This is a genomic window from Nocardia sp. IFM 10818 (assembly GCF_054655275.1).
Map to the genome: position 1 here is coordinate 7,925,978 of NZ_BAAHJH010000001.1, position 22,939 is coordinate 7,948,916.

23 protein-coding genes and 1 rRNA gene are annotated in these 22,939 nt (G+C 67.6%); 6 read left to right on the plus strand and 18 right to left on the minus strand.

Annotation, left to right across the window (positions count from 1 at the left end; genetic code table 11):
• Positions 1–153: 153 nt before the first annotated feature.
• Positions 154–1,672: ribosomal RNA gene (locus tag ACYQ5L_RS36735) — 16S ribosomal RNA — on the minus strand.
• Between the two features lie 514 nt (positions 1,673–2,186).
• Between ACYQ5L_RS36735 and ACYQ5L_RS36740 the strand changes: the two genes are divergently transcribed.
• Complete coding sequence (locus ACYQ5L_RS36740) at positions 2,187–2,465, plus strand: hypothetical protein (RefSeq protein ID WP_459962822.1); 279 nt, start codon at positions 2,187–2,189, stop codon at positions 2,463–2,465.
• A 14-nt stretch (positions 2,466–2,479) separates the two neighbouring features.
• Here the strand turns inward: ACYQ5L_RS36740 and ACYQ5L_RS36745 are convergent, their stop codons facing one another.
• Genes ACYQ5L_RS36745 through ACYQ5L_RS36755 form a run of 3 tightly spaced genes read right to left on the minus strand, consistent with a single transcriptional unit; the run spans position 2,480 to position 5,021 of the window.
• On the minus strand, positions 2,480–3,295 hold the full coding sequence (locus tag ACYQ5L_RS36745) for a methyltransferase domain-containing protein (RefSeq protein ID WP_459962823.1): 816 nt from the start codon (positions 3,293–3,295) through the stop codon (positions 2,480–2,482).
• Positions 3,292–4,593 (minus strand): RNA polymerase sigma factor, encoded by a 1,302-nt coding sequence (locus ACYQ5L_RS36750; RefSeq protein ID WP_459962825.1) that lies wholly within the window; start codon positions 4,591–4,593, stop codon positions 3,292–3,294. The genes ACYQ5L_RS36745 and ACYQ5L_RS36750 overlap by 4 nt, the downstream gene beginning before the upstream one ends.
• A gap of 8 nt (positions 4,594–4,601) precedes the next feature.
• Positions 4,602–5,021 (minus strand): YciI family protein, encoded by a 420-nt coding sequence (locus ACYQ5L_RS36755; protein ID WP_459962826.1) that lies wholly within the window; start codon positions 5,019–5,021, stop codon positions 4,602–4,604.
• 192 nt (positions 5,022–5,213) lie between these two features.
• On the opposite strand from ACYQ5L_RS36755, the gene ACYQ5L_RS36760 reads away from it, so the two are divergent.
• A complete protein-coding gene (locus ACYQ5L_RS36760) occupies positions 5,214–5,630 on the plus strand; it encodes a VOC family protein (RefSeq protein WP_459962828.1) in 417 nt (138 codons plus the stop codon).
• Here the strand turns inward: ACYQ5L_RS36760 and ACYQ5L_RS36765 are convergent.
• From ACYQ5L_RS36765 to ACYQ5L_RS36825, 13 genes are all read right to left on the minus strand, one after another.
• Positions 5,615–6,550 (minus strand): NAD-dependent epimerase/dehydratase family protein, encoded by a 936-nt coding sequence (locus ACYQ5L_RS36765; RefSeq protein ID WP_459962829.1) that lies wholly within the window; start codon positions 6,548–6,550, stop codon positions 5,615–5,617. The genes ACYQ5L_RS36760 and ACYQ5L_RS36765 overlap by 16 nt on opposite strands.
• 201 nt (positions 6,551–6,751) lie before the next feature.
• Positions 6,752–7,183, minus strand: coding sequence for a DUF4189 domain-containing protein (locus tag ACYQ5L_RS36770; RefSeq protein WP_459962830.1), 432 nt, complete (start codon positions 7,181–7,183; stop codon positions 6,752–6,754).
• Between the two features lie 203 nt (positions 7,184–7,386).
• Positions 7,387–9,009, minus strand: a complete 1,623-nt coding sequence (groL, locus tag ACYQ5L_RS36775) for a chaperonin GroEL (RefSeq protein WP_379196903.1) — start codon at positions 9,007–9,009, stop codon at positions 7,387–7,389.
• Between the two features lie 631 nt (positions 9,010–9,640).
• Positions 9,641–9,940: a hypothetical protein gene (locus ACYQ5L_RS36780; RefSeq protein WP_379196905.1), complete on the minus strand. Its 300-nt coding sequence runs from the start codon at positions 9,938–9,940 to the stop codon at positions 9,641–9,643.
• A gap of 53 nt (positions 9,941–9,993) precedes the next feature.
• Complete coding sequence (locus ACYQ5L_RS36785) at positions 9,994–10,734, minus strand: Clp protease N-terminal domain-containing protein (protein ID WP_459962832.1); 741 nt, start codon at positions 10,732–10,734, stop codon at positions 9,994–9,996.
• Positions 10,735–10,823: 89 nt separating this feature from the next.
• Positions 10,824–11,909: an NAD(P)/FAD-dependent oxidoreductase gene (locus ACYQ5L_RS36790; protein ID WP_459962833.1), complete on the minus strand. Its 1,086-nt coding sequence runs from the start codon at positions 11,907–11,909 to the stop codon at positions 10,824–10,826.
• Between the two features lie 93 nt (positions 11,910–12,002).
• Positions 12,003–12,896, minus strand: a complete 894-nt coding sequence (locus ACYQ5L_RS36795) for an RNA polymerase sigma-70 factor (RefSeq protein ID WP_459962834.1) — start codon at positions 12,894–12,896, stop codon at positions 12,003–12,005.
• A gap of 159 nt (positions 12,897–13,055) precedes the next feature.
• Positions 13,056–13,481 carry a hypothetical protein gene (locus ACYQ5L_RS36800; RefSeq protein ID WP_459962835.1) on the minus strand — a complete coding sequence of 142 codons (426 nt, stop codon included), beginning with the start codon at positions 13,479–13,481 and terminating at the stop codon, positions 13,056–13,058.
• Complete coding sequence (locus ACYQ5L_RS36805) at positions 13,478–14,509, minus strand: helix-turn-helix domain-containing protein (RefSeq protein WP_459962836.1); 1,032 nt, start codon at positions 14,507–14,509, stop codon at positions 13,478–13,480. The genes ACYQ5L_RS36800 and ACYQ5L_RS36805 overlap by 4 nt, the downstream gene beginning before the upstream one ends.
• 255 nt (positions 14,510–14,764) lie before the next feature.
• Positions 14,765–15,118, minus strand: coding sequence for a UBP-type zinc finger domain-containing protein (locus ACYQ5L_RS36810; protein WP_459962838.1), 354 nt, complete (start codon positions 15,116–15,118; stop codon positions 14,765–14,767).
• A 15-nt stretch (positions 15,119–15,133) separates the two neighbouring features.
• Complete coding sequence (locus ACYQ5L_RS36815; RefSeq protein ID WP_459962839.1) at positions 15,134–16,600, minus strand: ATP-binding protein; 1,467 nt, start codon at positions 16,598–16,600, stop codon at positions 15,134–15,136.
• 7 nt (positions 16,601–16,607) lie between these two features.
• Complete coding sequence (locus ACYQ5L_RS36820) at positions 16,608–18,281, minus strand: NAD(P)/FAD-dependent oxidoreductase (RefSeq protein ID WP_459962840.1); 1,674 nt, start codon at positions 18,279–18,281, stop codon at positions 16,608–16,610.
• 53 nt (positions 18,282–18,334) lie between these two features.
• Positions 18,335–18,517 carry a hypothetical protein gene (locus ACYQ5L_RS36825; RefSeq protein WP_459962841.1) on the minus strand — a complete coding sequence of 61 codons (183 nt, stop codon included), beginning with the start codon at positions 18,515–18,517 and terminating at the stop codon, positions 18,335–18,337.
• Positions 18,518–18,698: 181 nt separating this feature from the next.
• Here ACYQ5L_RS36825 and ACYQ5L_RS36830 point away from each other — a divergent pair, with 181 nt between their 5' ends.
• Both ACYQ5L_RS36830 and ACYQ5L_RS36835 read left to right on the plus strand, forming a co-directional pair.
• The gene (locus ACYQ5L_RS36830) at positions 18,699–19,148 is read left to right on the plus strand and encodes an SRPBCC family protein (RefSeq protein WP_459962842.1); all 450 of its coding nucleotides are present in this window, start codon (positions 18,699–18,701) and stop codon (positions 19,146–19,148) included.
• Between the two features lie 48 nt (positions 19,149–19,196).
• Positions 19,197–19,898 (plus strand): SIMPL domain-containing protein, encoded by a 702-nt coding sequence (locus tag ACYQ5L_RS36835; protein WP_459962843.1) that lies wholly within the window; start codon positions 19,197–19,199, stop codon positions 19,896–19,898.
• Between the two features lie 6 nt (positions 19,899–19,904).
• On the opposite strand, the gene ACYQ5L_RS36840 is transcribed toward ACYQ5L_RS36835, so the two are convergent.
• A complete protein-coding gene (locus ACYQ5L_RS36840; protein ID WP_459962844.1) occupies positions 19,905–20,933 on the minus strand; it encodes a beta-ketoacyl-ACP synthase III in 1,029 nt (342 codons plus the stop codon).
• 285 nt (positions 20,934–21,218) lie between these two features.
• On the opposite strand from ACYQ5L_RS36840, the gene ACYQ5L_RS36845 reads away from it, so the two are divergent.
• Both ACYQ5L_RS36845 and pssA read left to right on the plus strand, forming a co-directional pair.
• Positions 21,219–21,935 carry a phosphatidylserine decarboxylase gene (locus ACYQ5L_RS36845; protein WP_459963651.1) on the plus strand — a complete coding sequence of 239 codons (717 nt, stop codon included), beginning with the start codon at positions 21,219–21,221 and terminating at the stop codon, positions 21,933–21,935.
• Positions 21,932–22,828, plus strand: a complete 897-nt coding sequence (pssA, locus tag ACYQ5L_RS36850) for a CDP-diacylglycerol--serine O-phosphatidyltransferase (RefSeq protein ID WP_459962845.1) — start codon at positions 21,932–21,934, stop codon at positions 22,826–22,828. The genes ACYQ5L_RS36845 and pssA overlap by 4 nt, the downstream gene beginning before the upstream one ends.
• The last annotated feature ends 111 nt before the right edge of the window (positions 22,829–22,939 follow it).

A 22,939-nucleotide genomic window follows, 5' to 3' on the forward strand; every position in this document is an offset into this window, starting at 1 on the left:
CAACCGCGAAGAAAGACTTGGCTTCCTCCATGTGCGGGAGAGATTGTCAGCGTTCCACCCATGAGCGTCCGCAGTCCTACGAGTGAGGACTAAACGGTCTCTGGCACACCAGCGCTCACCTGTGTGAGGCGGTAGTGCAGAAGTGCTCCTTAGAAAGGAGGTGATCCAGCCGCACCTTCCGGTACGGCTACCTTGTTACGACTTCGTCCCAATCGCCGATCCCACCTTCGACGGCTCCCTCCCACGAGGGGTTAGGCCACCGGCTTCGGGTGTTACCGACTTTCATGACGTGACGGGCGGTGTGTACAAGGCCCGGGAACGTATTCACCGCAGCGTTGCTGATCTGCGATTACTAGCGACTCCAACTTCACGGGGTCGAGTTGCAGACCCCGATCCGAACTGAGACCGGCTTTAAGGGATTCGCTCCACCTCACGGTATCGCAGCCCTCTGTACCGGCCATTGTAGCATGTGTGAAGCCCTGGACATAAGGGGCATGATGACTTGACGTCGTCCCCACCTTCCTCCGAGTTGACCCCGGCAGTCTCTCACGAGTCCCCGCCATGACGCGCTGGCAACATAAGATAAGGGTTGCGCTCGTTGCGGGACTTAACCCAACATCTCACGACACGAGCTGACGACAGCCATGCACCACCTGTACACCGACCACAAGGGGGGCCGTATCTCTACGGCTTTCCGGTGTATGTCAAACCCAGGTAAGGTTCTTCGCGTTGCATCGAATTAATCCACATGCTCCGCCGCTTGTGCGGGCCCCCGTCAATTCCTTTGAGTTTTAGCCTTGCGGCCGTACTCCCCAGGCGGGGCGCTTAATGCGTTAGCTACGGCACGGATCCCGTGGAAGGAAACCCACACCTAGCGCCCACCGTTTACGGCGTGGACTACCAGGGTATCTAATCCTGTTCGCTACCCACGCTTTCGCTTCTCAGCGTCAGTTACTGCCCAGAGACCCGCCTTCGCCACCGGTGTTCCTCCTGATATCTGCGCATTTCACCGCTACACCAGGAATTCCAGTCTCCCCTGCAGTACTCTAGTCCGCCCGTATCGACCGCAAGCTCGCAGTTGAGCTGCAAGTTTTCACGATCGACGCGACGAACCGCCTACAAGCTCTTTACGCCCAGTAATTCCGGACAACGCTCGCACCCTACGTATTACCGCGGCTGCTGGCACGTAGTTGGCCGGTGCTTCTTCTACAGGTACCGTCACTTGCGCTTCGTCCCTGTCGAAAGAGGTTTACAACCCGAAGGCCGTCATCCCTCACGCGGCGTCGCTGCATCAGGCTTTCGCCCATTGTGCAATATTCCCCACTGCTGCCTCCCGTAGGAGTCTGGGCCGTGTCTCAGTCCCAGTGTGGCCGGTCGCCCTCTCAGGCCGGCTACCCGTCGTCGCCTTGGTAGGCCGTTACCCCACCAACAAGCTGATAGGCCGCGGGCCCATCTCGCACCGATAAATCTTTCCACCACACACCATGCAGTGCGTGGTCATATCCGGTATTAGACCCAGTTTCCCAGGCTTATCCCAGAGTACGAGGCAGATCACCCACGTGTTACTCACCCGTTCGCCGCTCGTGTACCCCGAAGGGCCTTACCGCTCGACTTGCATGTGTTAAGCACGCCGCCAGCGTTCGTCCTGAGCCAGGATCAAACTCTCCGTTGAAGACTCTCAATCGATCCCGAAGGACCAATCAGAAAAATCACGTGAGTCCGAAAACCCAGCAAGATAACGCCAGCCGGAAATTAGCTGACTAAATGTCCGACCCTCACACGGGGGGCGAGAGCCGGAACCAAATTAAATATTTGGCACTGACATTCATCGACACACTATTGAGTTCTCAAAGAACACACGCACAAACGATCTCCCGGGCTCTTTGTCCCGCTCGATCGTGAGGCAACTTTTACAGCTTAGCTCGCCTGTCGCAGCAGAACCAAATCCGCTGGTCAAGTGGAGCTAGTGTGATCATCAGGCGCTCCTCGTCCAACCTCGTTTCCCAGGCCCTCGGGGCTCCGGGTCGGTGTCCGTGTCGCTCTGACCTGGAATAAGTTACGTGTTGCCCCGAAGTGATGTCAAATCGCCTGGTCAGAGGCCCGAATTGCGCGTTTAGTACCAAGTGGTCTCGTAGCTGGCGGATCAAACTCTTGAAAGCGGACGCCCGGAGTACGACCTTGGTTGTGTGTACGTCTGCGATTGGTCGATCACGAGCGCCCTCGTCGACGAGTTCGCGGAACGACTACCCGGCCCGCACGACACCTGGCGCGTCAGCTGGCTCCCCGGCCGCCTGCTCACCAAGGCCGAAGCCATGGCCGCCATCGAATTGGTGGAACTCCTCTACGACCCCACCCACCCCAATGACGCCGACACCCAGGCGACCATTGCCGAATCCGCGGCCCGCCTCGGCATCCGCCCCATCGATGCCGCGGTCACCCTGTCCGAACGCCACCCCCACCCCTGAGGCGCGGCCGGCGACTAGCCCTCCAGATGTCCCAGCACCGCGAACATGGTGACGGACATATGGAAGTCGCCGGAGCGCACACCGGCTTCGAGATCCGCGAACAGCTGCGCGGCCTGCGCGGCGGTAATGACGCCCTCGGCGACGGCGGTCTCGGTGAACATCCGCTCCATCGGCAGCACGGCCTCCGGATCCCAGATCAGGGCCTGCGAACCGATGTCGTCGATGACGAATCCGGCCCGCACCAGCAGACCGCGCAACAACCGTCCCGACCCGGGATTGGTACTGCGCGCCAGGGCGTCCGCGTCCAGGGCGGCCACCACCTCCGGATCCCCGGGATGGGTGATGGCGGTGTACCAGTCACTGTCGATCAGCACCACCCGCCCGCCCGGGCGCAGAATGCGGGCTATCTCCGCGGTCGCCGCCGCCGGATCATCCAGGTGCTGATAGACGCGTTCACAGCGCACCGCGTCGAAACTGTTGTCCTCGAACGGCATCCGGTACACGCTCGCCTCGGTGAACTCGGCGTCCGCCCCGATCTCGGCGGCCCGGGCCCGCGCGACCGCGAGCATGGCGGGATTCGGGTCCACGCCGACCGCCGATCCGGCCGCGCCCACCCGGTGCGCGAATTCGAATACCTCCGACCCGGTTCCGGACCCGATATCCAGCGCCCGCTCCCCCGCGCGCACCGCCAGCGCCTGCTGCGCCCACTCCCGCAGCCGCCGGATACCGGGCAAGGCGGCCTGCATATCGAGCACCTCGACCAACTGGTCGATGGCCGTCGACCCGATCTGGTCGGAACGGAAGGAGGGCATATGGTTCGAATCCGTCATCGGTTTCCTCTCTGCTCACTCTCGTCGAGGTCGGCGAGCTTGCGGCGCAACAGCCCGCGCTCGCGCTCGTTTCCGCAGCTGTCGATCGCGCGCTTCCATTCGTCGCGGGCCTCGGCGGTCCGGCCGAGCCGGACGAGCAGTTCGCCGCGCACGGTCGGAAGCAGATGCGACTTCGCCAGCGCGCCCGTCGCGACCAGATCGTCGGCGATGGCCAAGCCGGCGGCCGGGCCCCGCGCCATGGCGACCGCGGCGGCGCGATTGAGATCCACGATCGGGGACGGCGCGAGCCGGCCCAGCGCCTCGTAGATGAGGACTACGCGCTCCCAGTTCGTATCCGCCACCGAGCGCGCCACCGCATGGCATTCGGCGATCGCCGCCTGTAACCCGTAGGCGCCCAGCCCGCGGCCCAATCGCTCGGCGCGCGCGAGAGCGGCGCGGCCACGGCGGATCTCGGCGTGATTCCAGCGGCGGCGGTCCTGGTCCTCCAGCAGGACCGCGTCGCCGTTCGGGGCGGTGCGCGCGGGAAAGCGCGCGGCGGTGAGATCGAGCAGCGCCGAAAGTCCGTGCGCCTCGGGCTCGTTCGGGGCGAGATGGGTGAGCACCCGCGCCAGGCGCTGGGCTTCCCCCGCGAGGTCGAAGCGGATCAGCTCATCGCCGGAGCTGGCGGAGGAGCCCTCGGTGAAGATCAAGTAGATGACGCTCAAGACCGAACCCAGGCGTTCGGTGCGTTCCGCCGCCGACGGCAGTTCGAACCGGACCCGGGCGGCGGCGAGGGTCTTCTTCGCGCGGGTGATGCGGGCTTGGACGGTGGCGGTCGGAACCAGGAACGCCTTGGCGATCTCGTCACTGGTGAGGCCGCCCACCACGCGCAGGGTCAGCGCCACCCGGGCTTCGCGGGACAGCACCGGGTGGCAGGCGATGAACATCAGGGCGAGCACGTCGTCGTCGATCCGATCGGGATCCCAGAGCACGTCGCCGGACGGTTCGGCGGGCGCGCCGCCCGCCACGGCGCCGCCCTCGCCCAAGTCGCGGGCGAGGGCGGCATAGCGCTCGTCGAGCGCGGAGCGGCGGCGGAAGGCGTCGATGGCGCGGCGGCGGCCGACCGTCAGCAACCAGCCGGCCGGATTGCGCGGCACGCCTTCGCGCGGCCACGTCACCAATGCCTCCGCCAGCGCTTCCTGGGCGAGATCCTCGGCCAGCGCGAAATCGCCGGTATAGCGCGCCAGCGCACCGACGATGCGCGCGGATTCGATCCGCCAGATGGCGGCTACGGCCTCACGCCCGGTGGGATCGCCCATCGGCCGGCTCAGAGCTGACCGGTCTGCTCACGCCACGTGCGTTCCTTCTGAACCCACTCGTTGTCCTGCGGAAATTCGTCGATGGTGGGGACGCGGCGAATCTCGGTCTTGATGCCGGGCCGGGTCATGGGCAGGCGTTTGGCCCACTCCACGGCCTCCTCCTTCGAGGCCAGATTCAGCAGGTAGAAGCCGCCGAACAACTCCTTCGTCTCGCCGTACGGCCCGTCGGTGACAATCGGCGGCTCGGCGGAGTAGTCGACGACCACGCCCTCGCTCGCATCATCGAGACCCTCCGCGGCGAGCAGCACGCCCGCCCGCATCAGCTCGTCGTTGAACTGTCCCATCGCGTTCAACATCTCCTCGAAGTCGATGTCCTGCATCGCCTTCATCGCCTCATCGGTCGCGCGGAAGATCAGCATGTATTTCACGGCGGTGTCTCCTCGGTTGTCCGGGTCCCTCTCGACCCTCTCACCACTGGGTCGAACGGGGAGCGGCATCGATCGACACGACCGTCAGAATTTTCTTCCGGTTTTCCGAAGAGCTCGAACGGACCGATTAGTTTCTGCGGTACCGGGCGTCTGCACCGATGTTCCCGGCGGCACCAACCAGAGAGATCAGCCATGAGCAATGACTTCACCCTCACCCACGTCTCGATCCTGGTCGACGACCAGGACAAGGCGGTCGAGTTCTACCGCGACATCATCGGCTTCGAGGTCCGGCAGGACATGCCGTTCCTCCCCGAGGCCCGCTGGCTGACCGTCGGCCCGGCCGCGCAGCCCGGCCTGGAGATCCTGCTGGAGACCCCGGCCATGAATCCCTCCACCGAGGCGAGCGCGGCGGCCCGGACCCGCCTCGACAGCCGCGCCCAGGGCACCCTGATCTTCAGCGTCCCCGATGTGACCGCCCTGTTCGAGCGCCTCCAGAGCGCCGGCGCCGAGGTCGAGCAGCCGCTCATCGACCAGCCCTACGGCATGCGCGACTGCGGCTTCGCCGACCCCTGGGGCAACCACCTGCGCTTCGCTCAGCCCTTGGGCTGACCGGCGCGGCGGTCCTGCACCATGGCCAGGACCGCCTGTTCGGTCGGGGTGGGCTCGATACCGAAATGCGCGGTGGCCGCGGTGGAATCGAGCACGAAGGGCCGGTCGAACTGATAGCGCAGCTCGCGGATCTCCTTCGCGTCCGCATTGAACAGGCCCGCCACCCACAGCAGGGCATAGGGCATCCGGCTCACCCGCGCCGGCGGTGCGCCCGCGACGGACGCGACCAGTTCGGCCAAGGCGCGCATCGACATCGGCGGCGGCGTCGGCACATGCCACGGCCTGCCCCACGCGGTGTCATCGGCGGCGGCCGCGACCAGGGTGCGCGCCACATCGTCGATGGCGGTCCAGCTGTGCGCCGCATCCGGATCGGCGGGCACCATGGCCGTCTTCCCGGCGAGCAGCGCGGGCAACGCCATGGCGGTGAACGTCGAATTCGCGCCCGCCCCCAGGTAATCCGAGCCGCGCACCTCGACGGTGCGAATACGGCCCGCCCGATGCGCCGCCAGGGCCGAATTCCACATCTCGGCCCGCACCCGCCCCTTCACCGAATTGGGTCGCAGCGGATGCGATTCGTCGACCGGTCCATCGAATTCGCCGTAGCCGTAGAGGTTTCCGACGGTTGCCAGCACCGCGCCGGTCTTCTCCGCCGCCGTCACGCAGGCCGCGGCCAGCGGCGGGAAGTCCGTGGCCCAGTTCTTGTAGGGCATCCCCGCGCACTGGTAGAGCGCGGTCGCGCCATCGGCGTGACCGATCAGCGTGGGCGCGTCCGTCGCGTCGGCGGCGATCAATTCGATGGCGGGATGCTCGGGACCGGCGCCGCGGCGGGTCAGCAGGCGAACCCGCTCGCCCCGGTCGGCCAGCAGGCGGGCGGCGGCCGTGCCGACCGGGCCGGCTCCGATAACGATATGCAGGGACATGGCGTCCTCGATCCTGTGTTGTGCTCCGATGCGAGAACACTGTTCTCGCGATGGATTCGAAGGTAGACCAGACACCGTCGCACCCGCGCGACCGTCGTACCGCTGCTGTCATGGCCGACCTCACCGCCCTGCCCACCCGGCCCTGAAAACGCCGCGGCCCGGCCCACCGCGGAGGTAGGCCGGGCCGCGATCGGCCGACGCTCAGCTCGCGTAGCCGCTGCACTCCGAATCCAGCAGCTTGGCCTCGCTGGCCGCCGCGCTCATGGTCGCCGGCCGCGGCGGGCCGAAGGCGGCGATCGCCGCGCGCTCCGCATCGGCCCGGGTCGGGCCCACCGCCGTGGCATAGCGGCCGTCACGCTTCGCCAGCGCCACGCACTCGTCCACGAAACGGGCGATGACCGAGCAGTTCGAGTAACCGCACTCGTCGACCGCGTCCCGATCGGCTTCCTCCTGCGACGGGTAGTTCCAGGTGACGCCCCACACGGCCCCCTCCGGAGTGTTCGTCGCGAGGGCGAGCGAGCCGTAGTAGCGACCGTCCGGCCCGGGTTCGGCCGCAGCCGTTCCCGCCCCGCCGGTAACCGCCACCGCCGAGACGACCGCGAGCCCCAATACCACCTTGCGCAGTGCAAACATCTGAATTTCTCCCCATCAGAACGGTTCCGGATCCGAAACCGGTTCCGATCTTGTCGGAACCCACCGACAAGATCCACCAGAAATACTGCGCCCCACCGGCATCGACCGATTCACCGACCGATCCGCCCCCGGAAACGCCGAAGACCGGCCCACCCGAAGGTGAGCCGGTCCCCGGTTCGAAACTGGTTGCCGGAAGGCAGGACTCAGAAGTCCATGCCGCCCATGCCGCCGGTCGGGTCGCCCGCGGGGGCGGCCTTCTCCGGCTTGTCGGCGACGACGGCCTCGGTGGTGAGGAACAGCGCCGCGATGGAGGCGGCGTTCTGCAGCGCCGAGCGGGTCACCTTGACCGGGTCGGCAACGCCGGCGGCCAGCAGGTCGACGTACTCGCCCGAGTCGGCGTTCAGGCCGTGGCCGGCCGGAAGGTTCGAGACCTTCTCGGCGACGACGCCCGGCTCCAGGCCGGCGTTGAAGGCGATCTGCTTCAGCGGAGCCGACAGCGCGACGCGGACGATGTTCGCGCCGGTGGCCTCGTCACCGGTGAGGGACAGCTCGTCCAGAGCCGGAGCCGACTGCAGCAGGGCCACGCCGCCACCGGCGACGATGCCCTCTTCGACGGCGGCCTTGGCGTTGCGCACGGCATCCTCGATGCGGTGCTTGCGCTCCTTGAGCTCGACCTCGGTCGCGGCGCCGGCCTTGATGACCGCAACACCGCCGGCCAGCTTGGCCAGGCGCTCCTGCAGCTTCTCGCGGTCGTAGTCCGAATCCGAGTTCTCGATCTCGGTGCGGATCTGCGCGACGCGGCCCTTGATGGCCTCGGCGTCGCCCGCGCCCTCGACGATGGTGGTCTCGTCCTTGGTGACGACGACCTTGCGGGCCTGGCCCAGCAGCTCCAGACCGGCGGTCTCCAGGGAGAGGCCGACCTCTTCGCTGATGACCTCGCCACCGGTCAGGATGGCGATATCGGCCAGCATGGCCTTGCGACGGTCACCGAAGCCCGGGGCCTTCACGGCGATGGACTTGAAGGTGCCGCGGATCTTGTTCACGACCAGGGTCGACAGGGCCTCGCCCTCGACGTCCTCGGCGATGATCAGCAGCGGCTTGCCGGCCTGGATGACCTTCTCCAGCAGCGGCAGCAGGTCCTTGACGGTCGAGATCTTCGAGCCGACCAGCAGGATGTACGGATCCTCGAGGACCGCTTCCTGACGCTCCGGGTCGGTGACGAAGTAACCGGAGATGTAGCCCTTGTCGAAGCGCATGCCCTCGGTGAGCTCCAGCTGGAGGCCGAAGGTGTTGCTCTCCTCGACGGTGATGACGCCTTCCTTGCCGACCTTGTCCATGGCCTCGGCGATGAGCTCACCGATGGACGAGTCGCCGGCCGAGATGCCCGCGGTAGCAGCGATCTGCTCCTTGGTCTCGACCTCCTTGGCGGTGGCGAGGAGCTTGGTGGTGACGGCCTCGACGGCCTTCTCGATGCCGCGCTTCAGGCCCAGCGGGTTGGCGCCGGCCGCGACGTTGCGCAGGCCCTCGCGAACCAGAGCCTGGGCGAGCACGGTGGCGGTGGTGGTGCCGTCACCCGCGACGTCGTCGGTCTTCTTCGCAACTTCCTTGACGAGCTCCGCGCCGATCTTCTCGTACGGGTCCTCGAGCTCGATTTCCTTGGCGATGGAGACGCCGTCGTTGGTGATGGTGGGGGCGCCCCACTTCTTCTCCAGCACGACATTGCGGCCCTTGGGGCCCAGGGTCACCTTGACAGCGTCGGCGAGGCTGTTCAGACCGCGCTCGAGACCGCGGCGAGCCTCTTCGTCGTACGCAATTGTCTTGGCCATTGCGTTGAGATCCTCCAGATCAGGGGATTGACACGATCTGGCCAGGCTCGGTGCCCGCGACGGACGACCTTGATTGGCCTCACCGTCCCGACCTAGCACTCACGGGTATGGAGTGCCAAAGCCATTTCTAGCACTCAGCACTCCCGAGTGCAAGGTTGGGGGCTCCGCCCCCAAACCCCCGAAAGAGGAAAACGGGGGCTAAGCCCCCGAACCCCCTTAGGGCTGCGCCCGCCACACCCCCGGCTGCACCCGCCGAACCTCCAGGCTGTGCCCACCGAACCTCCAGGCTGTGCCCACCGAACCTCCAGGCTGTGCCCACCGACCTCCAAGCTGCGCCCGCCGGACCCCCGGCTGCACCCGCCGGACCCCCGGCTGCACCCGCCGGACCCCGGCTGCACCCGCCAAACCTCCAAGCTGCGCCCGCCAGACCTCCGGGCTGTACCCGCCAGCCTTTCGGGCTGACCTGCCAGACCTCCGAGCTGTGCCCGCTGAACCGACGAGCTGCGCCCGCCGAATCTCGGGGCTGTGTCTGCCGAATCCTCGGTTGTTGCCATCGGGGTTCTTGGACAGCGCCCATGACCCGGGTGGGGTTTCAGGGGCTTGCCCCGGAGAGTTTCTAGAGTTGCGGGATTTACATGACCAGGCGGTCGTCTACGCGGAGGAGGAGGGCTATGAGGGCGTCGGTGCGGCGTTCTTCGGGGGTGCGGGGTTCGCCGTGGTCTATGTCGACCAGGGCGGCGTCCTGGAGGAGGAGTTCGGCTTCTATGCGCATGATGGCGCGGATGAACGGCGGCGCCAGGTCGGGCGGTAGGTCGCCGTTCACTATGTAGCCGCCGTCCGGGGTGTCTTCGGTTGAGACATAGGAGAGGGCACGCAGCAGGTCGGCGCGTCTTTCCCCCGCAACTAGGTCGGAACCCTCGTCGTCCGCCATTGCTCCATGGTATCCGGCGCGGGGGCCGAAGCTGGGGAACTGGACGGCCGGTATTACTTCGCGTCGGATGCGCCGGGGGTGATCGAGGCCAGGAGGGCTTCCACATCGGCGGAGATGGTGTCCTTGTCGAGGCCCAGGCCGGAGAGGACGCCGGCGCCGTTCTCCTGGTCGAGGAGGGCGAGCAGGAGGTGCTCGGTGCCGATGTAGTTGTGGCCGAGGCGCAGCGCCTCACGGAAGGTGAGTTCGAGGGCCTTCTTGGCTTCGGCGTCGAAGGGGATCATGGCGGGGAGTTCGCCGTCGGCGGCGGCGGGCAGGGCGGCGGTGGCGACGCGGCGGACGGCGTCGATGCCGATGCCCTTGGCGGTGACGATGTGCACCGCGAGGGAGTCCGGGTCGCGCAGCATCCCGAGAATCAGGTGGGCGGTGGTGATTTCGGCATTCCCGGCATCGCGGGCCTCCTCCTGCGCGGCCACCACGGCGGCGCGGGCCCGGGGAGTGAAGCGGGCGAAACCGGCATTCGGGTCGAGTGCGGCGGCGTCACCGGCATCGACGGGCGACTTGGGGACGAAGCGCTTCTGGGCGGCCTGCTTGGTGACGCCCATGCTGCCGCCGATCTCGGTCCAGGAGGCGCCGGAGCGGCGGGCCTGGTCGACGAAGTGGCCGATCAGGTGGTCGGCGAGTTCGCCGAGATGGTTGGCGGCGACCACGGCGTCGGAGAGTTGTTCCAGGACATTGTCGGGGCGGGCCTTCTTGATGCCGTTGATCAGATCATCGAGGCGGAAAGGGTTTGTCATGCGTCAACGTTAGGTTGACTATCTGTCGATAGTCAACCATTCGTTGACGATTTCGCTATGAGCTGACCGGGCACTCGGCGGCCCGCCGCTCAGGGGCGCGCCGCCATACCCGCGCCACGCACGACCAGCTCCTTGAACCTGGCCGCGGTGCGACCGGTCAAGACCGTGCGAGCCGGGGCGTCATCGGCGCGCACGAACTGGATGACCCCATCGGCGCGGCCGAGGCTGATGCACTGGATGACATAGCGGAACCGCCGCGGCGCGGGCTGCTTGCCGCGCAGCCGGGCGGCGATCGCGGTGGCCGCGTACGTGCCCGCGGGCAGCGCGGTCGCGCAGGCCATGCGCAGCTCGCGATCGCCGGGGCCGGCCATGGTCGCCGCGTCGCCGACCGCATAGATCTCCGGATGCGAGCGGGACCGCAGTTCGTCGTCGACGAGAACGCGACCGTGCGCGTTCACGGCCAGGCCGGACTCGGCGGCCACCGGCGAGACCGCGAAACCGGTTGTCCACAGCACGATGTCGGCCGGGATCCGGTCGCCGCCGGCCAATTCGACGCCGTCGGCCCGGACTTCGACGACCTTCGCACCGGAGTGCACCTCGACGCCCAGCCGATCGAGGACAGCGCGTATGTGACCGCGCGCCTTGTCCGAGAGCCAGGCGCCCGGCTCCTCCGCACTCAGCAGCAGCACGGTGAGATCCGGTCGGGCCTCGGCCAATTCGGTGGCGGTCTCGATTCCGGTGGCGCCGCCGCCCACCACGGCCACCCGGCCGGAGAGCCGCGGCAGGCCGCGCACATCCTCGGGGGTCGCCACTGTGCAGGCGAATTCGGCCGCGCCGGGCACACCGTCGGCCTGACCGAAACTGCCGAGCGCGTAGATCAGCGAATCGTAGGAGACGGATCGTTCCCCCTCCAGTTCCACGCGCCGCGCCGCCGGATCGATCCGGCCCACTCGCGCCCGCACGAATTCGATTCCCTTGCGCTCCAGCAATTCCCGCAGATCCCAGCGCGGAATCCGCTGCCCGGCCAGGGCCTGGTGCAACCGCACCCGCTCGACCAACTCGGTCCGCGCGTCGATCACCGTGACCCGTGCCCCGCGCACGCGCGCCGCCCGCTTCGCTGCCGACAGTCCGGCGTATCCGGCGCCCAGGACGACGATCCGATGTTCTCCGGTCATGAGGGTGACTTCCTTTCGGTGGTCCGACACCCTCTAGACGGGATGACCTCCGGGTCCATGACAGATCCCGAGGTGTGCTGTGTCACAACCGGTTCAGCGGCTGGCGGCCTTGTCCGCCTTGCCGAAGAAGGCCAGCTTGTCCGGGTTCAGGACCAGATGGACGCCCGCGACCTTGTCGCCGATGAAATCGACGGTGGCGATGCCGAAGACGGCGCCGAAGGTCCGGACCACCAGGGACACGGCCCCGTTCACCTCCTCGACGGCGAGCTCCAGGCCGGGCACCTCCTGCGCGAACAACCCGGCCACGTAGCGGGCCACCCGAGCCGGGCCCACGATCGGGCGGCGCGCCGCGGTGACCTTGCCGCCGCCGTCGGCCGTGGACACGATATCGGCGGTGAACATGGCCTCGAGCGAGGCCAGATCGCCGGAAGCCGCGGCGGCCAGGAACTTTTCGAACAGCTCGCGGGCATGTGCCGGGGCCGGGTCGAACCGCGGGCGATCCTCCCGGACCCGCTGGGTGGCGCGGCGGTAGAGCTGCTGGGAATTCGCCTCGGTGAGATCGAGCATGTCGGCGATCTCGCGGTGGGCGTACCCGAAGGCCTCGCGCAGCACGAATACCGCGCGTTCGGCGGGAGTCAGCCGCTCCAGCAGCGTGAGGAAGGCCAGCGACACCATTTCGCGCTGTTCGGCCGATTCCAGCGGGCCGAGCTCCCCGGCGCCCGTGGGCACCGGCTCGGGCAGCCACGGTCCCACATAGGTCTCCCGCCGGACGCGAGCCGAATCCAGCCAGGTACGGCACAGATTCACCAGAATGGTGGTCAACCACGCTTCCGCGGACCGGATTTCGCCGCGCGATGTCGCGTCCCAGCGCAGGTACGTCTCCTGCACCGCGTCCTCGGCCTCCCCGGCGGACCCGAGCATGCGATACGCGAGCGCGAACAGCCGAGGGCGATGCCGCTGGAATTCGATCAGCCCGTCGGCGTCCATCCGTCCACCCGTCCTCGCACTACGCAACCGTTTTCCGACGATACGCCTGCGCGACGCGCGGACAGCCGTGACTATCCACACGCGCATTACGGTGCGCGCCACCCCTTATGGGGTGCCAACAACTCTCTAACGGAGATCGGGAGTGAAGTGTTTCGGGGATTACTTGGGGGCGACGCGGATCGCCACCGCGACCGGGGTTTCGGTGTAGGCGTCGGCGAGGCAGGCCAGTTTGGCGGTGCCGAGGGCCACATTGGGGCTGCCGTCGAGAATGGAGCCCGGGTTGGCGGCGAGGATCTGGTCGATCACGGTCTTCTCGGTGGCGTCGTCGAGATCCCGGAATTCGCCACAGGTGGTCTGCGCGCCATTGGGCGCGGTGGTCTTCTTGGTCACCGGCGACACCGGCGCCTCGGCGGGCGGCTCGATCGGCGCGGCAGCCGTGGTGGTGGGGCGGGGGTCGGTTAGTCGGGCCGTCGTCGCGGTGTTCGAGTTCTGTCCGGTCGTGGTGGTGGAACCGTCCTGCCCGCATCCGGCGAGCGCCAACGCCATCGCGCCTGCCGTGAGGGCGACGATCGAAATCCTCTTCATACCCTGCTTTCCGAGCTTCCCGGGAGTGCCTGCGCGCCGAGCCGCCCGGCGCTCGCAGCAGCGTACCCGGACTCGATGGTTTGCGTAGATAACTGGCGCCAGTCTCGCGGCCGCATGCCGTAAGCAGCGCGGAAGCGGCGTGCGAAGTGCGAGGGATCCTGGAATCCCCACCTACCCGCGATTGCCGCGATGGACCGGCGGCTGTTCTCGGGGCGGGCCAGCTCGCGGCGCACCTGCTCCAGGCGTTCGTGGATGATCCACTGCTCCAGCCGGAGATCGGCGCTGCCGCAGAGTTTGTACAGGTACCGCACCGACACATTGTGCGCCCGTGCGATCATCGGCGCGCCCAGCCGCGGGTCCGCCAGGTTGTCGCGAATGAACTGCCGAATCCGGGTCAGCAGGATCTCCCTCGGCACGGCGGCACCATCGCACTTGTCCGAACCGGCGGCCGATGCCATCAGCGCACGCACCAGCTCGACACTCGCGCTGCCGATCTCCCGCGCCGCGGGATCGATTACGATCTGGTCGGCCAGCTCCGCCAACTCGGCCACATGACTGGTCGCCAACCGATACAGGGGGCTGGCCTGCGGTCTGGCCGCGCCGAGGCGGATCGTCTGTGAAGGCATTGCCAATTGATCCAGCGGCACCATGAGCAGAGCGTGCTCGCCCACTCCATTCCAATCGAGCTCATACGGCACGTTGAAGTCCAGGACGAACAATGCCCCTTGGGGGATGATCTCCCGCACGTCGCCGCACTGGCGACGCAGCGTACCCTTTGGGCGCACCGCCACCGCCAAGATCGGCGACGGCGCCCGGCGCACCTGCCGCATGGTGCGCATGAGTTGCAGTCCGGTACTGCGAATCCGGTAGATCCCGGCGGTACCGAGATCCCACAGGTCGACACGCGCATCAACCCGGTCCGTCTCGTGCACGACGCACTGGGGCACGGAGACTGTTCGCACCGCGTCCTCCACCGCATCGGCGCGCAGATCGGGGTCGAGGACGTCGGTATCGAGGACTACTGCCATGCCACGCCTCCGCGGGTATCCGGCACGACCGCCTCGAGGGATCGATGCACTGCAGAGCCGAAGTCGTGCACGCAGAGTCCATTGTGCGCGTATCCGGTCGCCTATGTTATCGAAACCGGCTCTCTCGCAGACCAATCCGAATACCGGGTACCTGTCCGCACGCTGGCAGCGGCACTGGGATACCCGAGTCTGCCCGCCGCTCGGGCCGGCAACGACGCCGAGCCCGTGCGGCGGGTGGCTCGGCCATCGCGCGACTCAATGAAGGTGGCTCTGCCAATCCGCGGGCACCCGGTCGCATGGACCGGGGACCGTCTGGTCCAGCGGATGGTGGCGGGGCGGCTCGAGCTCCGGCCCCCCGTCGTACATCTCATCGGTCTCGTAGTTCCAGAACCAGTCCTCACCGGGTTCGAAGCTCTGTACGAACGGGTGACCGGTGTTCTTGAAGTGCATGGTGGCGTGCTGCGACGGCGAGGTGTCGCAGCAGCCGACGTGACCGCACTGCGCGCACCGGCGCAGGTGCACCCACCACCCCTGGGCCGCTTCGCATTCCACACAGCCCGGACCGCTGGGCGCGATGGTGGTGTCGATTCCCGGAATCTGCTGCGACATCGGATGCCTCCCGTATCAGCTTGCGGTGCTTGTGGTTTGCAGTTCCTCGGCGAGCTCCGGACTCTCCAGCGGCAGCCGGACGATGAAACGGGTGTTGCCCGGCTCGGACTCGACCCGGATATCGCCGTGGTGCTTGTTCACCACGATGCGGAAGGAGATGTCCAGGCCCAGCCCGGTGCCCTCGCCCACCGGTTTGGTGGTGAAGAACGGCTCGAAGATGCGGTGCCGCAACTCGTCCGGCACACCCGGCCCGGTATCGCCGATCTCCACGGCGGCGCAACCGTTCTCCCGATAGGTGCGGACGGTGAGGGTGCCGCGCCCGTCCATGGCCGCGATGGCATTGTCGATCAGATTGGTCCACACCTGATTCAGCTCCGCCGCGAAGCACGGCACCGGCGGCAGCGCGTGGTCGTACTCCTTGACCACCTCCACCTCGTCGCCGATCTTGCGGCCCAGCATGACCAGCGTGCTGTCCAGCAACTCGTGAATGTCGACCACCTGGAACGGCGCCCGATCCATCTGCGAGTACTGCTTGGCCGCGTTCACCAGCGAGGAGATGCGCGTGGTGGAATCGGCGATCTCGTTCATCAGCAGCTCGGTCTCGACCGTGTAGTTGAGCCAGCGGATCGCGCCCTCGAAAACGCCCTGGCCGCAACCGGACAGCGTGCCGTGAATCCGCTCCAGCCAGTCGATGTCGAATCCGGCCTGCACGAAATTCGGCGCCAGATCCCAGCCGTTGGCGATGTCGTGGCTCTCCAGCCAGTCGCCGAACTCGTCCTCCCGGTCGGCGGCCTCGAGCGAGGTCAGCGTCGGCGCCTTGCCGACCTGTTCGGCGGCCTCCTCCTGCAGGGCCACCAGCTTCTCGAGCGTCTTGGAGTCGAATTTGCCGTGCGCCATCATCTTCAGCTTGTGCCGCATGCCGGCCACCCGCTCGCGCAGCGCGTCGGTGGCGCGCACCGCGGCGGCGGCCGGATTGTTGAGCTCGTGGGTGAGCCCCGCCGACAGCGAGCCCAGCGCCACCAGCCGCTCACGCTGCCCGATGATCTCGTTGGCATTGCGGTTGCCGAAGAACACGCCTTCGAGCAGGTGCAGCGCCATCGGGAACCAGGTCTGCACCATGCGCGCGAAAGTCCCGGCGTCCAGCACGAAGAACTTCGACGGCCGGGTCACGTAGAACGATCCGGTGTAGTTCTGGTCGACCTTGTCGCCCATATAGGCCGTCCAGGCGCCCGCGTACGACCCGTGATGGTCGGTGCGGACGAGTTCGATCTCCTCGCCGCCGGACATCTTGGTCAGCCGGACCTCGCCGTCCATGAGCACGTAGAAGCAGGTGGCCGGATCGCCCTCGCGGAAGACCAGTCCCGGCTCGAAGTTCTCGACCCGCCCGTCGCGGCACAGCCAGGCCAGCTGTTCGTCGTCGAGCTTCTCGAACAGGAACAGCTCGCGCAGCTCCTCGGGGTTGCAGATCAATTGGGTACCCACAGCACTCCTACTGTTTCGCCAGATAGCGATGAACGAGCATGACGGCCATCGCGCCTTCGCCGACCGCGGACGCCACCCGCTTCGCCGATTCCGACCGTACGTCGCCGGCCACGAAAACACCGGGAACGCTGGTCTCCAGATGCTGCGGCGGCCGCGGCAGCTCCCAGCCCGCGGGCCGCTCGCCGTCCACCATGAGGTCCGGCCCGGCCAGCACGTATCCGGCGTCGTCGCGTTTCACCAGGCCGTCGAGCCACTCGGTTTCCGGCGCGGCGCCGATGAACAGGAACAGCCGTTCCGCGTCCACCTTCTCCTCGACGCCGGTGTCATTGTTGCGCAGCACGATCCGCTCCAGATGATCGTCGCCGTCGACGGCGATCACCTCGGTGCGGGTGTGCAGCTTGATATTCGGAATCTGCTCGATCTGCTGAATCAGATAGTGCGACATGGAATCTTCCAGCGAGCCCGCCCGCACCAGAATGTGCACGGTGCGCGCGTGCCGCGACAGGTACACCGCCGCCTGCCCCGCCGAATTCGCGCCGCCCACAATGTAGACGTCGCGATCCGAGCAGTCGGCGGCCTCGGTCATGGCCGAGCCGTAATACACGCCCCGGCCGGTGAAATCGTCCACGCCCGGCGCGGGATGACGCCGGTAGTTGACGCCGGTGGCGATCAGCACCGAATGCGCCGCAATGGATCCGCCGTCGGCGAACTTCACCACGCGCGCCGAGCCGCACGCCTCCAGCGCCACGACTTCCCGCGCCGTGATCAACTCCGCGCCGAATTTCACGGCCTGCCGCCGCGCCCGGTCCGCCAACTGCGCACCGGACAAGCCGTCCGGGAAGCCCAGGTAGTTCTCGATGCGCGAACTCTGCCCGGCCTGGCCGCCGGTGGCGGTGCGCTCCACCAGCACGGTCCGCAAGCCCTCCGACGCGCCGTAAACCGCCGCGCCGAGACCGGCCGGGCCGCCGCCCACCACGATCAGATCGTAGAAATCGCCGGACGGAGCGGTGGACAGCCCCACCGCGGTGGCCAGCTCCGCGTCCGAGGGCCCGATCAGCACCTCACCCGACGGATTGATGATCACCGGGCACTGGTCCTCGGTGGCGCCCGCGGCCGTCAGCAGCCGCGCGCCCTCCGGCTCGTCGAATTGATACCAGCGGTACGGCAGCTGATTGCGCGCCAGGAATTCCCGGACCTCCGAACAGCGCGCCGACCAGCGATGCCCGACCACCTTGGTCTCGGTCACCGGCCGCTGCGGATCACTGCGCCAGGCATCGAGCAGCGCGTCGATCACCGGATACAGCTTCTCCTCCGGCGGATCCCACGGCTTGAGCAGGTAGTGGTCCAGATCGACCACATTGATCGCCTCGATGGCGGCATTGGTGTCGGCGTAGGCGGTGAGCAGCACCCGCCGGGCATGGGGATGCAGGTCCATGGCCTGCTCCAGGAATTCGACGCCGTTCATATTCGGCATCCGGTAGTCCGCGATGAGCACCGCCACCGGCTGACCACGCAATTTCATCTCGCGCAGGGTGTCCAGCGCGTCCGCGCCCGATTCGGCCCGCAGGATCCGGTAATCCGCGCCGTAGCGGCGGCGCAGGTCGCGGACCACGGCGCGGGAGACGCCGGGATCGTCATCGACACTGAGGATGGCCGGCTTGGCGGCGGTTGCTGAGGTCACCCAAGAAGTATGCGGGGGGCCGTCAAACCCGCTGAAGAGCAGTTCACCACCGGCTAAATCCGATGATGCTGAACCAGATCCAGCTCGTTCGGAGTGAGCAGTCGTTCCAATCGTTCCTCGAGCGCGCCATTGGCCTTGCGTTTGGCCCCCTTGGCCGGCCCCGGCGCGACGGTCTCCTCGGCGGGGAGGAGCGGGACCGGTTTGGTCCTACGATGCAGGAGCGAGCGCAGTTTCACGGCCGATCACCTCACGTTTCCCATTCGGAAGCTCGTGGCTGTGTCGTTGCTTCGTCTATCCCATATTGTGCGCCGCCCATTACATTCGCCGGTCTTGCAACACCGGAATGTGATCTAGTTGATTTTCAGTGTTCGAACTAGGATTCGTGGTACCGATCGTCACACCCTTGGAGGGGCAGCGTTGCCGAAGAATCTCGAAGCCACCATCGATATCGCCGCGGCGCCGGACCAGGTCTGGAAGGTGGTCTCCGACCTCAAGCGGATGCCCGAATTCAGCCCGCAGTGCATTCGCATGCAGCCGCTCGGCGCCGTGAAGACCGGTACCTGGACCATCAACTTCAACCGGGACGGCCGCAAGGTCTGGCCGACCACCTCGCGCGTGGTGCGGTTCGAGCCGAATACCGCGATCGCCTTCCGCGTCAATGACAACCGGACCATCTGGAGCTTCACCCTCGAACCCACCGAGGGCGGCACCCGGCTCATCCAGCGCCGCGACTGCCCCAATGGCACCAGCTGGATCTCGCGCAAGGCGATCGAGGCCGCGCTCGGCGGCGAGGAGCCGTTCGAGGAAGCCCTGCTGCGGGGCATGAACGAAACCCTCGGCAAGATCAAGGCCACCGTCGAGCGTTGATCTGCGTGTTTCCCGGTGGCCGGGCGGCCGGGGCCGTAGGTTCGCAGCATGCGACGACTTACAGGTATCTGCGCCGCGGCCGCCGGGACCGCGCTGCTGTTGACCGGTTGCGGTAGCTCCGATTCCGAGGGCGGCGCCCGCACGGTCACCGTGGTCGGCACCGGCAAGGTGCAGGGCGCGCCCGATGTGCTCAATGCCGACCTCAGCGCGGAGGTGACCGCGCCCGATGTGTCCGCCGCCGTGGACGGCGCGAATGCCAAGGCCAAGGCCATGACCGACGCCATGGTCGGGGCCGGGGCCAAGCGGGAGGACATTCGCACCAGCGATCTGTCGGTGCAGCCCGAGTACGGGCCCGAAGGGCGGACCATCACCGGTTACCGGGCCACCAACTCCGTGCACGTCGCCATCCGGGAGCTGCCGAAGGCCTCGGCGGTGCTGGACGCGGCCGTCAAGGCGGGCGGCAATGAAACCCGCATCAGCTCGGTGTCGTTCGGGCTCGAGGACAATACGAAGCTGCTCTCCGATGCGCGCGCCCGCGCATTCGAGGACGCCAAATCCCGGGCCCAGCAATACGCCGACCTGTCCGGGCTCGGGCTGAAGAGCGTCCAGACCATCTCCGAGGACAGCAGCGGCGACTGGCCGTCACCGCTGGCGCGCGAGAACGCACCCAGCGGCGCGGCCGATTTCAGCCTCGAACCCGGGCAGCAGACGGTGACCTTCACCGTCACCGTGGTCTGGGAGATCGGCTGATTCCGCCTACTTCCAGTTCGGCAGGGTCACCACCTGCGCCGCATAGGACAACCCGGCGCCGAAGGCGATGAGCAGCGCGGCGCCGCCGGGTTTGGCATCGCCCTTGCGCAGCAGCGCTTCCATGGCCAAGGGGATCGAGGCGGCCGAGGTATTGCCGGTCTCCTCGATGTCATTGGCGAGCGCGCAGTTCTCGGGCAGCTTCAGCACCCGGGCCATGATCTCGATGATCCGGCCATTGGCCTGATGCGGGACCATGGCGTCCAGGTCGCCGGGGGTGAGACCGGCGCGCTCGATGGCGTCGCGGCACACCTTCTCCAGCGAGTGTGCGGCCCAGCGGAATACGGCCGTGCCCTCCATGGCGAGATACGGGCGCACGGCGTCCGGGCCCTTGTCGTCGATCTCGCGGAAGAAGTCCATCCAGTCCTTGTCCTGGCGGATGGCGTGATGCTGGGTGCCGTCCGAACCCCAGACCGTGGGACCGATTCCGGGCTCCTCGGAGGGGCCGACCACCACCGCGCCCGCGCCGTCGGCGAACAGGAAGGCGGTGCCGCGGTCCTTGGGATTGACCGCGTCGGTGAGCTTTTCGACCCCGATGACCAGCACGTGCCGGGCGGTGCTGCCCTTCACCAGGTCCGAGGCCAGCGCCAGGGCGTGGCAGAAACCGGCGCATCCGGCGGAGATATCGAAGGCGGCCGGATGGTTCAGGCCGAGTTCGCTGGCGACCTGGGGCGCGGCGGCCGGGGTGAGCAGCAGCCAGGTGGAGGTGGCGACGATGACGCAGTCGATCTCACCGGGTTCCAGTTCGGCGGCCTCGATGGCGTCGCGGGCGGCCGCGACGCTCATGCTCAGGATGGTCTCCTCGTCCGAGGCGAAGCGGCGAGTGTGAATTCCGGACCGGGTGCGAATCCACTCGTCGCTGGACTCGATCGGTCCGGCCACCTCCTCATTGGTGACTATGCGGGCCGGGCGGTACACGCCGAGCCCGAGGATTGCGGTGTGCTCTACCCCGCTGATCGAGGCAATTCGAGCAGCCATGGTGCTTCTCCTATGTACTGCGCGTCGAACGTGACCTTCATCGGGCCCTCACCCCCCGCGGAACAGCCGACACCGCAGACATGAGGCCCCCTCATATTAATTGAGCCAGCCTCTCATGTGTGTGCGTATGCTCACAATCGAGGGGTATTGCCAGGCCGATCACCCTCATTTCATATGCCGAGAACGCGAGCGCCGCACCACGTTCCCGTATCGTTTGAACGCGGTCCCCCCGGTTCACTCGAACAAGGTCTCGACCGCACCTATCCGCGCATGAAAGAGGAGCTTGTGGCCCGCCGTCCCACCCCGCCCGGCACTCCCGAAGCCACCGGACTCGCCCACGTGGCCGATCTGGTTCGCACCGCCATCCCGCCACTGCACCCGGCCGGCCTGCCGTTCGTGGCGGCGCCGCTGGCCGTCGCCGTGGTCGGCGTCCGGCACAAGTGGATCCGCCGCGCGGGGCTGTTCGCGGCCGCGGCCTGCGCCGCGTTCTTCCGGCATCCGCACCGGGTGCCGCCGAACCGGCCGGGCGTGGTGGTCTCCCCCGCCGACGGCGAGGTCGCGCTGGTGGACACCGCGGTGCCGCCGGCCGAACTGGGCCTGGGCGAGGCGCCGCTGCCGCGGGTGAGCATCTTCCTGTCGGTGCTGGACGTGCACGTGCAGAGGGTGCCGGTGAGCGGCGCGGTGACGGAGATCGTCTACAAGAAGGGCGAATTCCTCTCCGCCGACCTGCCCGAGGCCAGCGCGGCCAACGAGCGCAACACCATGGTGCTGGAGACCGAGTCCGGGCAGCGGCTCGCGGTCGTGCAGATCGCCGGGCTGCTGGCGCGCCGGATCGTGTGCGAGGCCAAGGTGGGCGACAAGCTCACCATCGGCGACACCTACGGCCTGATCCGGTTCGGCTCCCGCGTGGACACCTACTTCCCGGCCGGGACCAAGCCGCTGGTGTATCCGGGCCAGCGCACCATCGGCGGGGAAACGGTGCTGGCCGAACTGGATTCATGATGGAACAACTCGCGCCCGCACCGGTGGTGCGCCGCCGGCACCGCACGGTCCGGCTGCTGCCCAGCATGGTCACCATTCTCGGGCTGTGCTCCGGGCTGTCGGCGGTCAAGTTCGCCATGGAGGGCAAGCTCGGGGTGGCGCTGGCCCTGGTGGGCGCGGCCGCCATCTTCGACATGCTGGACGGTCGCATCGCCCGCATGCTGGATGCCACCACCAAGATGGGCGCGGAACTGGATTCGCTCTCCGACGCCATTGCCTTCGGCGTCGCGCCCGCCCTGGTGCTGTACGTGACCTACCTGCACGCCGACAGCGTCGGCTGGATCGTCGCGCTCATGTTCGCGGTGTGCATGGTGCTGCGGCTGGCCCGGTTCAACACGCTGCTGGACGACGACAATGTGCCGGACTGGCAACGGGAGTACTTCGTCGGCGTGCCCGCGCCCGCCGGGGCGCTGATCGTGCTGTTGCCGATCGCGCTGGGCGAGCAGTTCGGCGACGGCTGGTGGGTGAGCGTGGCGGCGGTGTCGGTGTGGACGGTGTTCACCGGACTGCTGTGCGTGAGCACGCTGCCGACACAGGCCATCAAGGCCGTCTCGGTGGCCCCGCGGACCGCGCCGGTGCTGCTGGTGCTGGTGGCGCTGGCCGCCGCGCTGCTGGTCACCTACCCGCTCATCCTGATGATGGCGCTGGTCGCGCTGTACCTGGGGCACATCCCGTTCGCGGTGCGGTCGGCCCGCTGGGTCGCGGCGCGGCCGGAGACCTGGCATCACAAGCCCGCCGAGCGGCGGGCCCAGCGCCGGGCCCAGCGGCAGCGGCGGCTGCCCCGGCCGATGGGCCGCGTGGGACGGGTTTCCTCGGCCCGGCTGCGGCTGCGCCGCCCGGGTAGCAAGGTCTGACTCGCACATCCGCTCCATCTCCCGCACCCCCGGCGCCGGTCCAGAACCGGCGCCGGGGGTGCGAGGTTTTGAAGGCCGGGTCAGCACTGCGCGACAGACGGCAGAATTGAA

What these genes read in the sequence shown, in the direction of transcription:
- ACYQ5L_RS36745 (WP_459962823.1), bottom strand. Translation starts at nt 3,295, where the DNA reads ATGACGGATTCGAACCATATGCCCTCCTTCCGTTCCGACCAGATCGGG.
- ACYQ5L_RS36750 (WP_459962825.1), bottom strand. Translation starts at nt 4,593, where the DNA reads ATGGGCGATCCCACCGGGCGTGAGGCCGTAGCCGCCATCTGGCGGATC.
- ACYQ5L_RS36760 (WP_459962828.1), top strand. Translation starts at nt 5,214, where the DNA reads ATGAGCAATGACTTCACCCTCACCCACGTCTCGATCCTGGTCGACGAC.
- ACYQ5L_RS36765 (WP_459962829.1), bottom strand. Translation starts at nt 6,550, where the DNA reads ATGTCCCTGCATATCGTTATCGGAGCCGGCCCGGTCGGCACGGCCGCC.
- ACYQ5L_RS36770 (WP_459962830.1), bottom strand. Translation starts at nt 7,183, where the DNA reads ATGTTTGCACTGCGCAAGGTGGTATTGGGGCTCGCGGTCGTCTCGGCG.
- groL (WP_379196903.1), bottom strand. Translation starts at nt 9,009, where the DNA reads ATGGCCAAGACAATTGCGTACGACGAAGAGGCTCGCCGCGGTCTCGAG.
- ACYQ5L_RS36780 (WP_379196905.1), bottom strand. Translation starts at nt 9,940, where the DNA reads ATGGCGGACGACGAGGGTTCCGACCTAGTTGCGGGGGAAAGACGCGCC.
- ACYQ5L_RS36785 (WP_459962832.1), bottom strand. Translation starts at nt 10,734, where the DNA reads ATGACAAACCCTTTCCGCCTCGATGATCTGATCAACGGCATCAAGAAG.
- ACYQ5L_RS36790 (WP_459962833.1), bottom strand. Translation starts at nt 11,909, where the DNA reads ATGACCGGAGAACATCGGATCGTCGTCCTGGGCGCCGGATACGCCGGA.
- ACYQ5L_RS36795 (WP_459962834.1), bottom strand. Translation starts at nt 12,896, where the DNA reads ATGGACGCCGACGGGCTGATCGAATTCCAGCGGCATCGCCCTCGGCTG.
- ACYQ5L_RS36800 (WP_459962835.1), bottom strand. Translation starts at nt 13,481, where the DNA reads ATGAAGAGGATTTCGATCGTCGCCCTCACGGCAGGCGCGATGGCGTTG.
- ACYQ5L_RS36805 (WP_459962836.1), bottom strand. Translation starts at nt 14,509, where the DNA reads ATGGCAGTAGTCCTCGATACCGACGTCCTCGACCCCGATCTGCGCGCC.
- ACYQ5L_RS36810 (WP_459962838.1), bottom strand. Translation starts at nt 15,118, where the DNA reads ATGTCGCAGCAGATTCCGGGAATCGACACCACCATCGCGCCCAGCGGT.
- ACYQ5L_RS36835 (WP_459962843.1), top strand. Translation starts at nt 19,197, where the DNA reads ATGCGACGACTTACAGGTATCTGCGCCGCGGCCGCCGGGACCGCGCTG.
- ACYQ5L_RS36840 (WP_459962844.1), bottom strand. Translation starts at nt 20,933, where the DNA reads ATGGCTGCTCGAATTGCCTCGATCAGCGGGGTAGAGCACACCGCAATC.
- pssA (WP_459962845.1), top strand. Translation starts at nt 21,932, where the DNA reads ATGATGGAACAACTCGCGCCCGCACCGGTGGTGCGCCGCCGGCACCGC.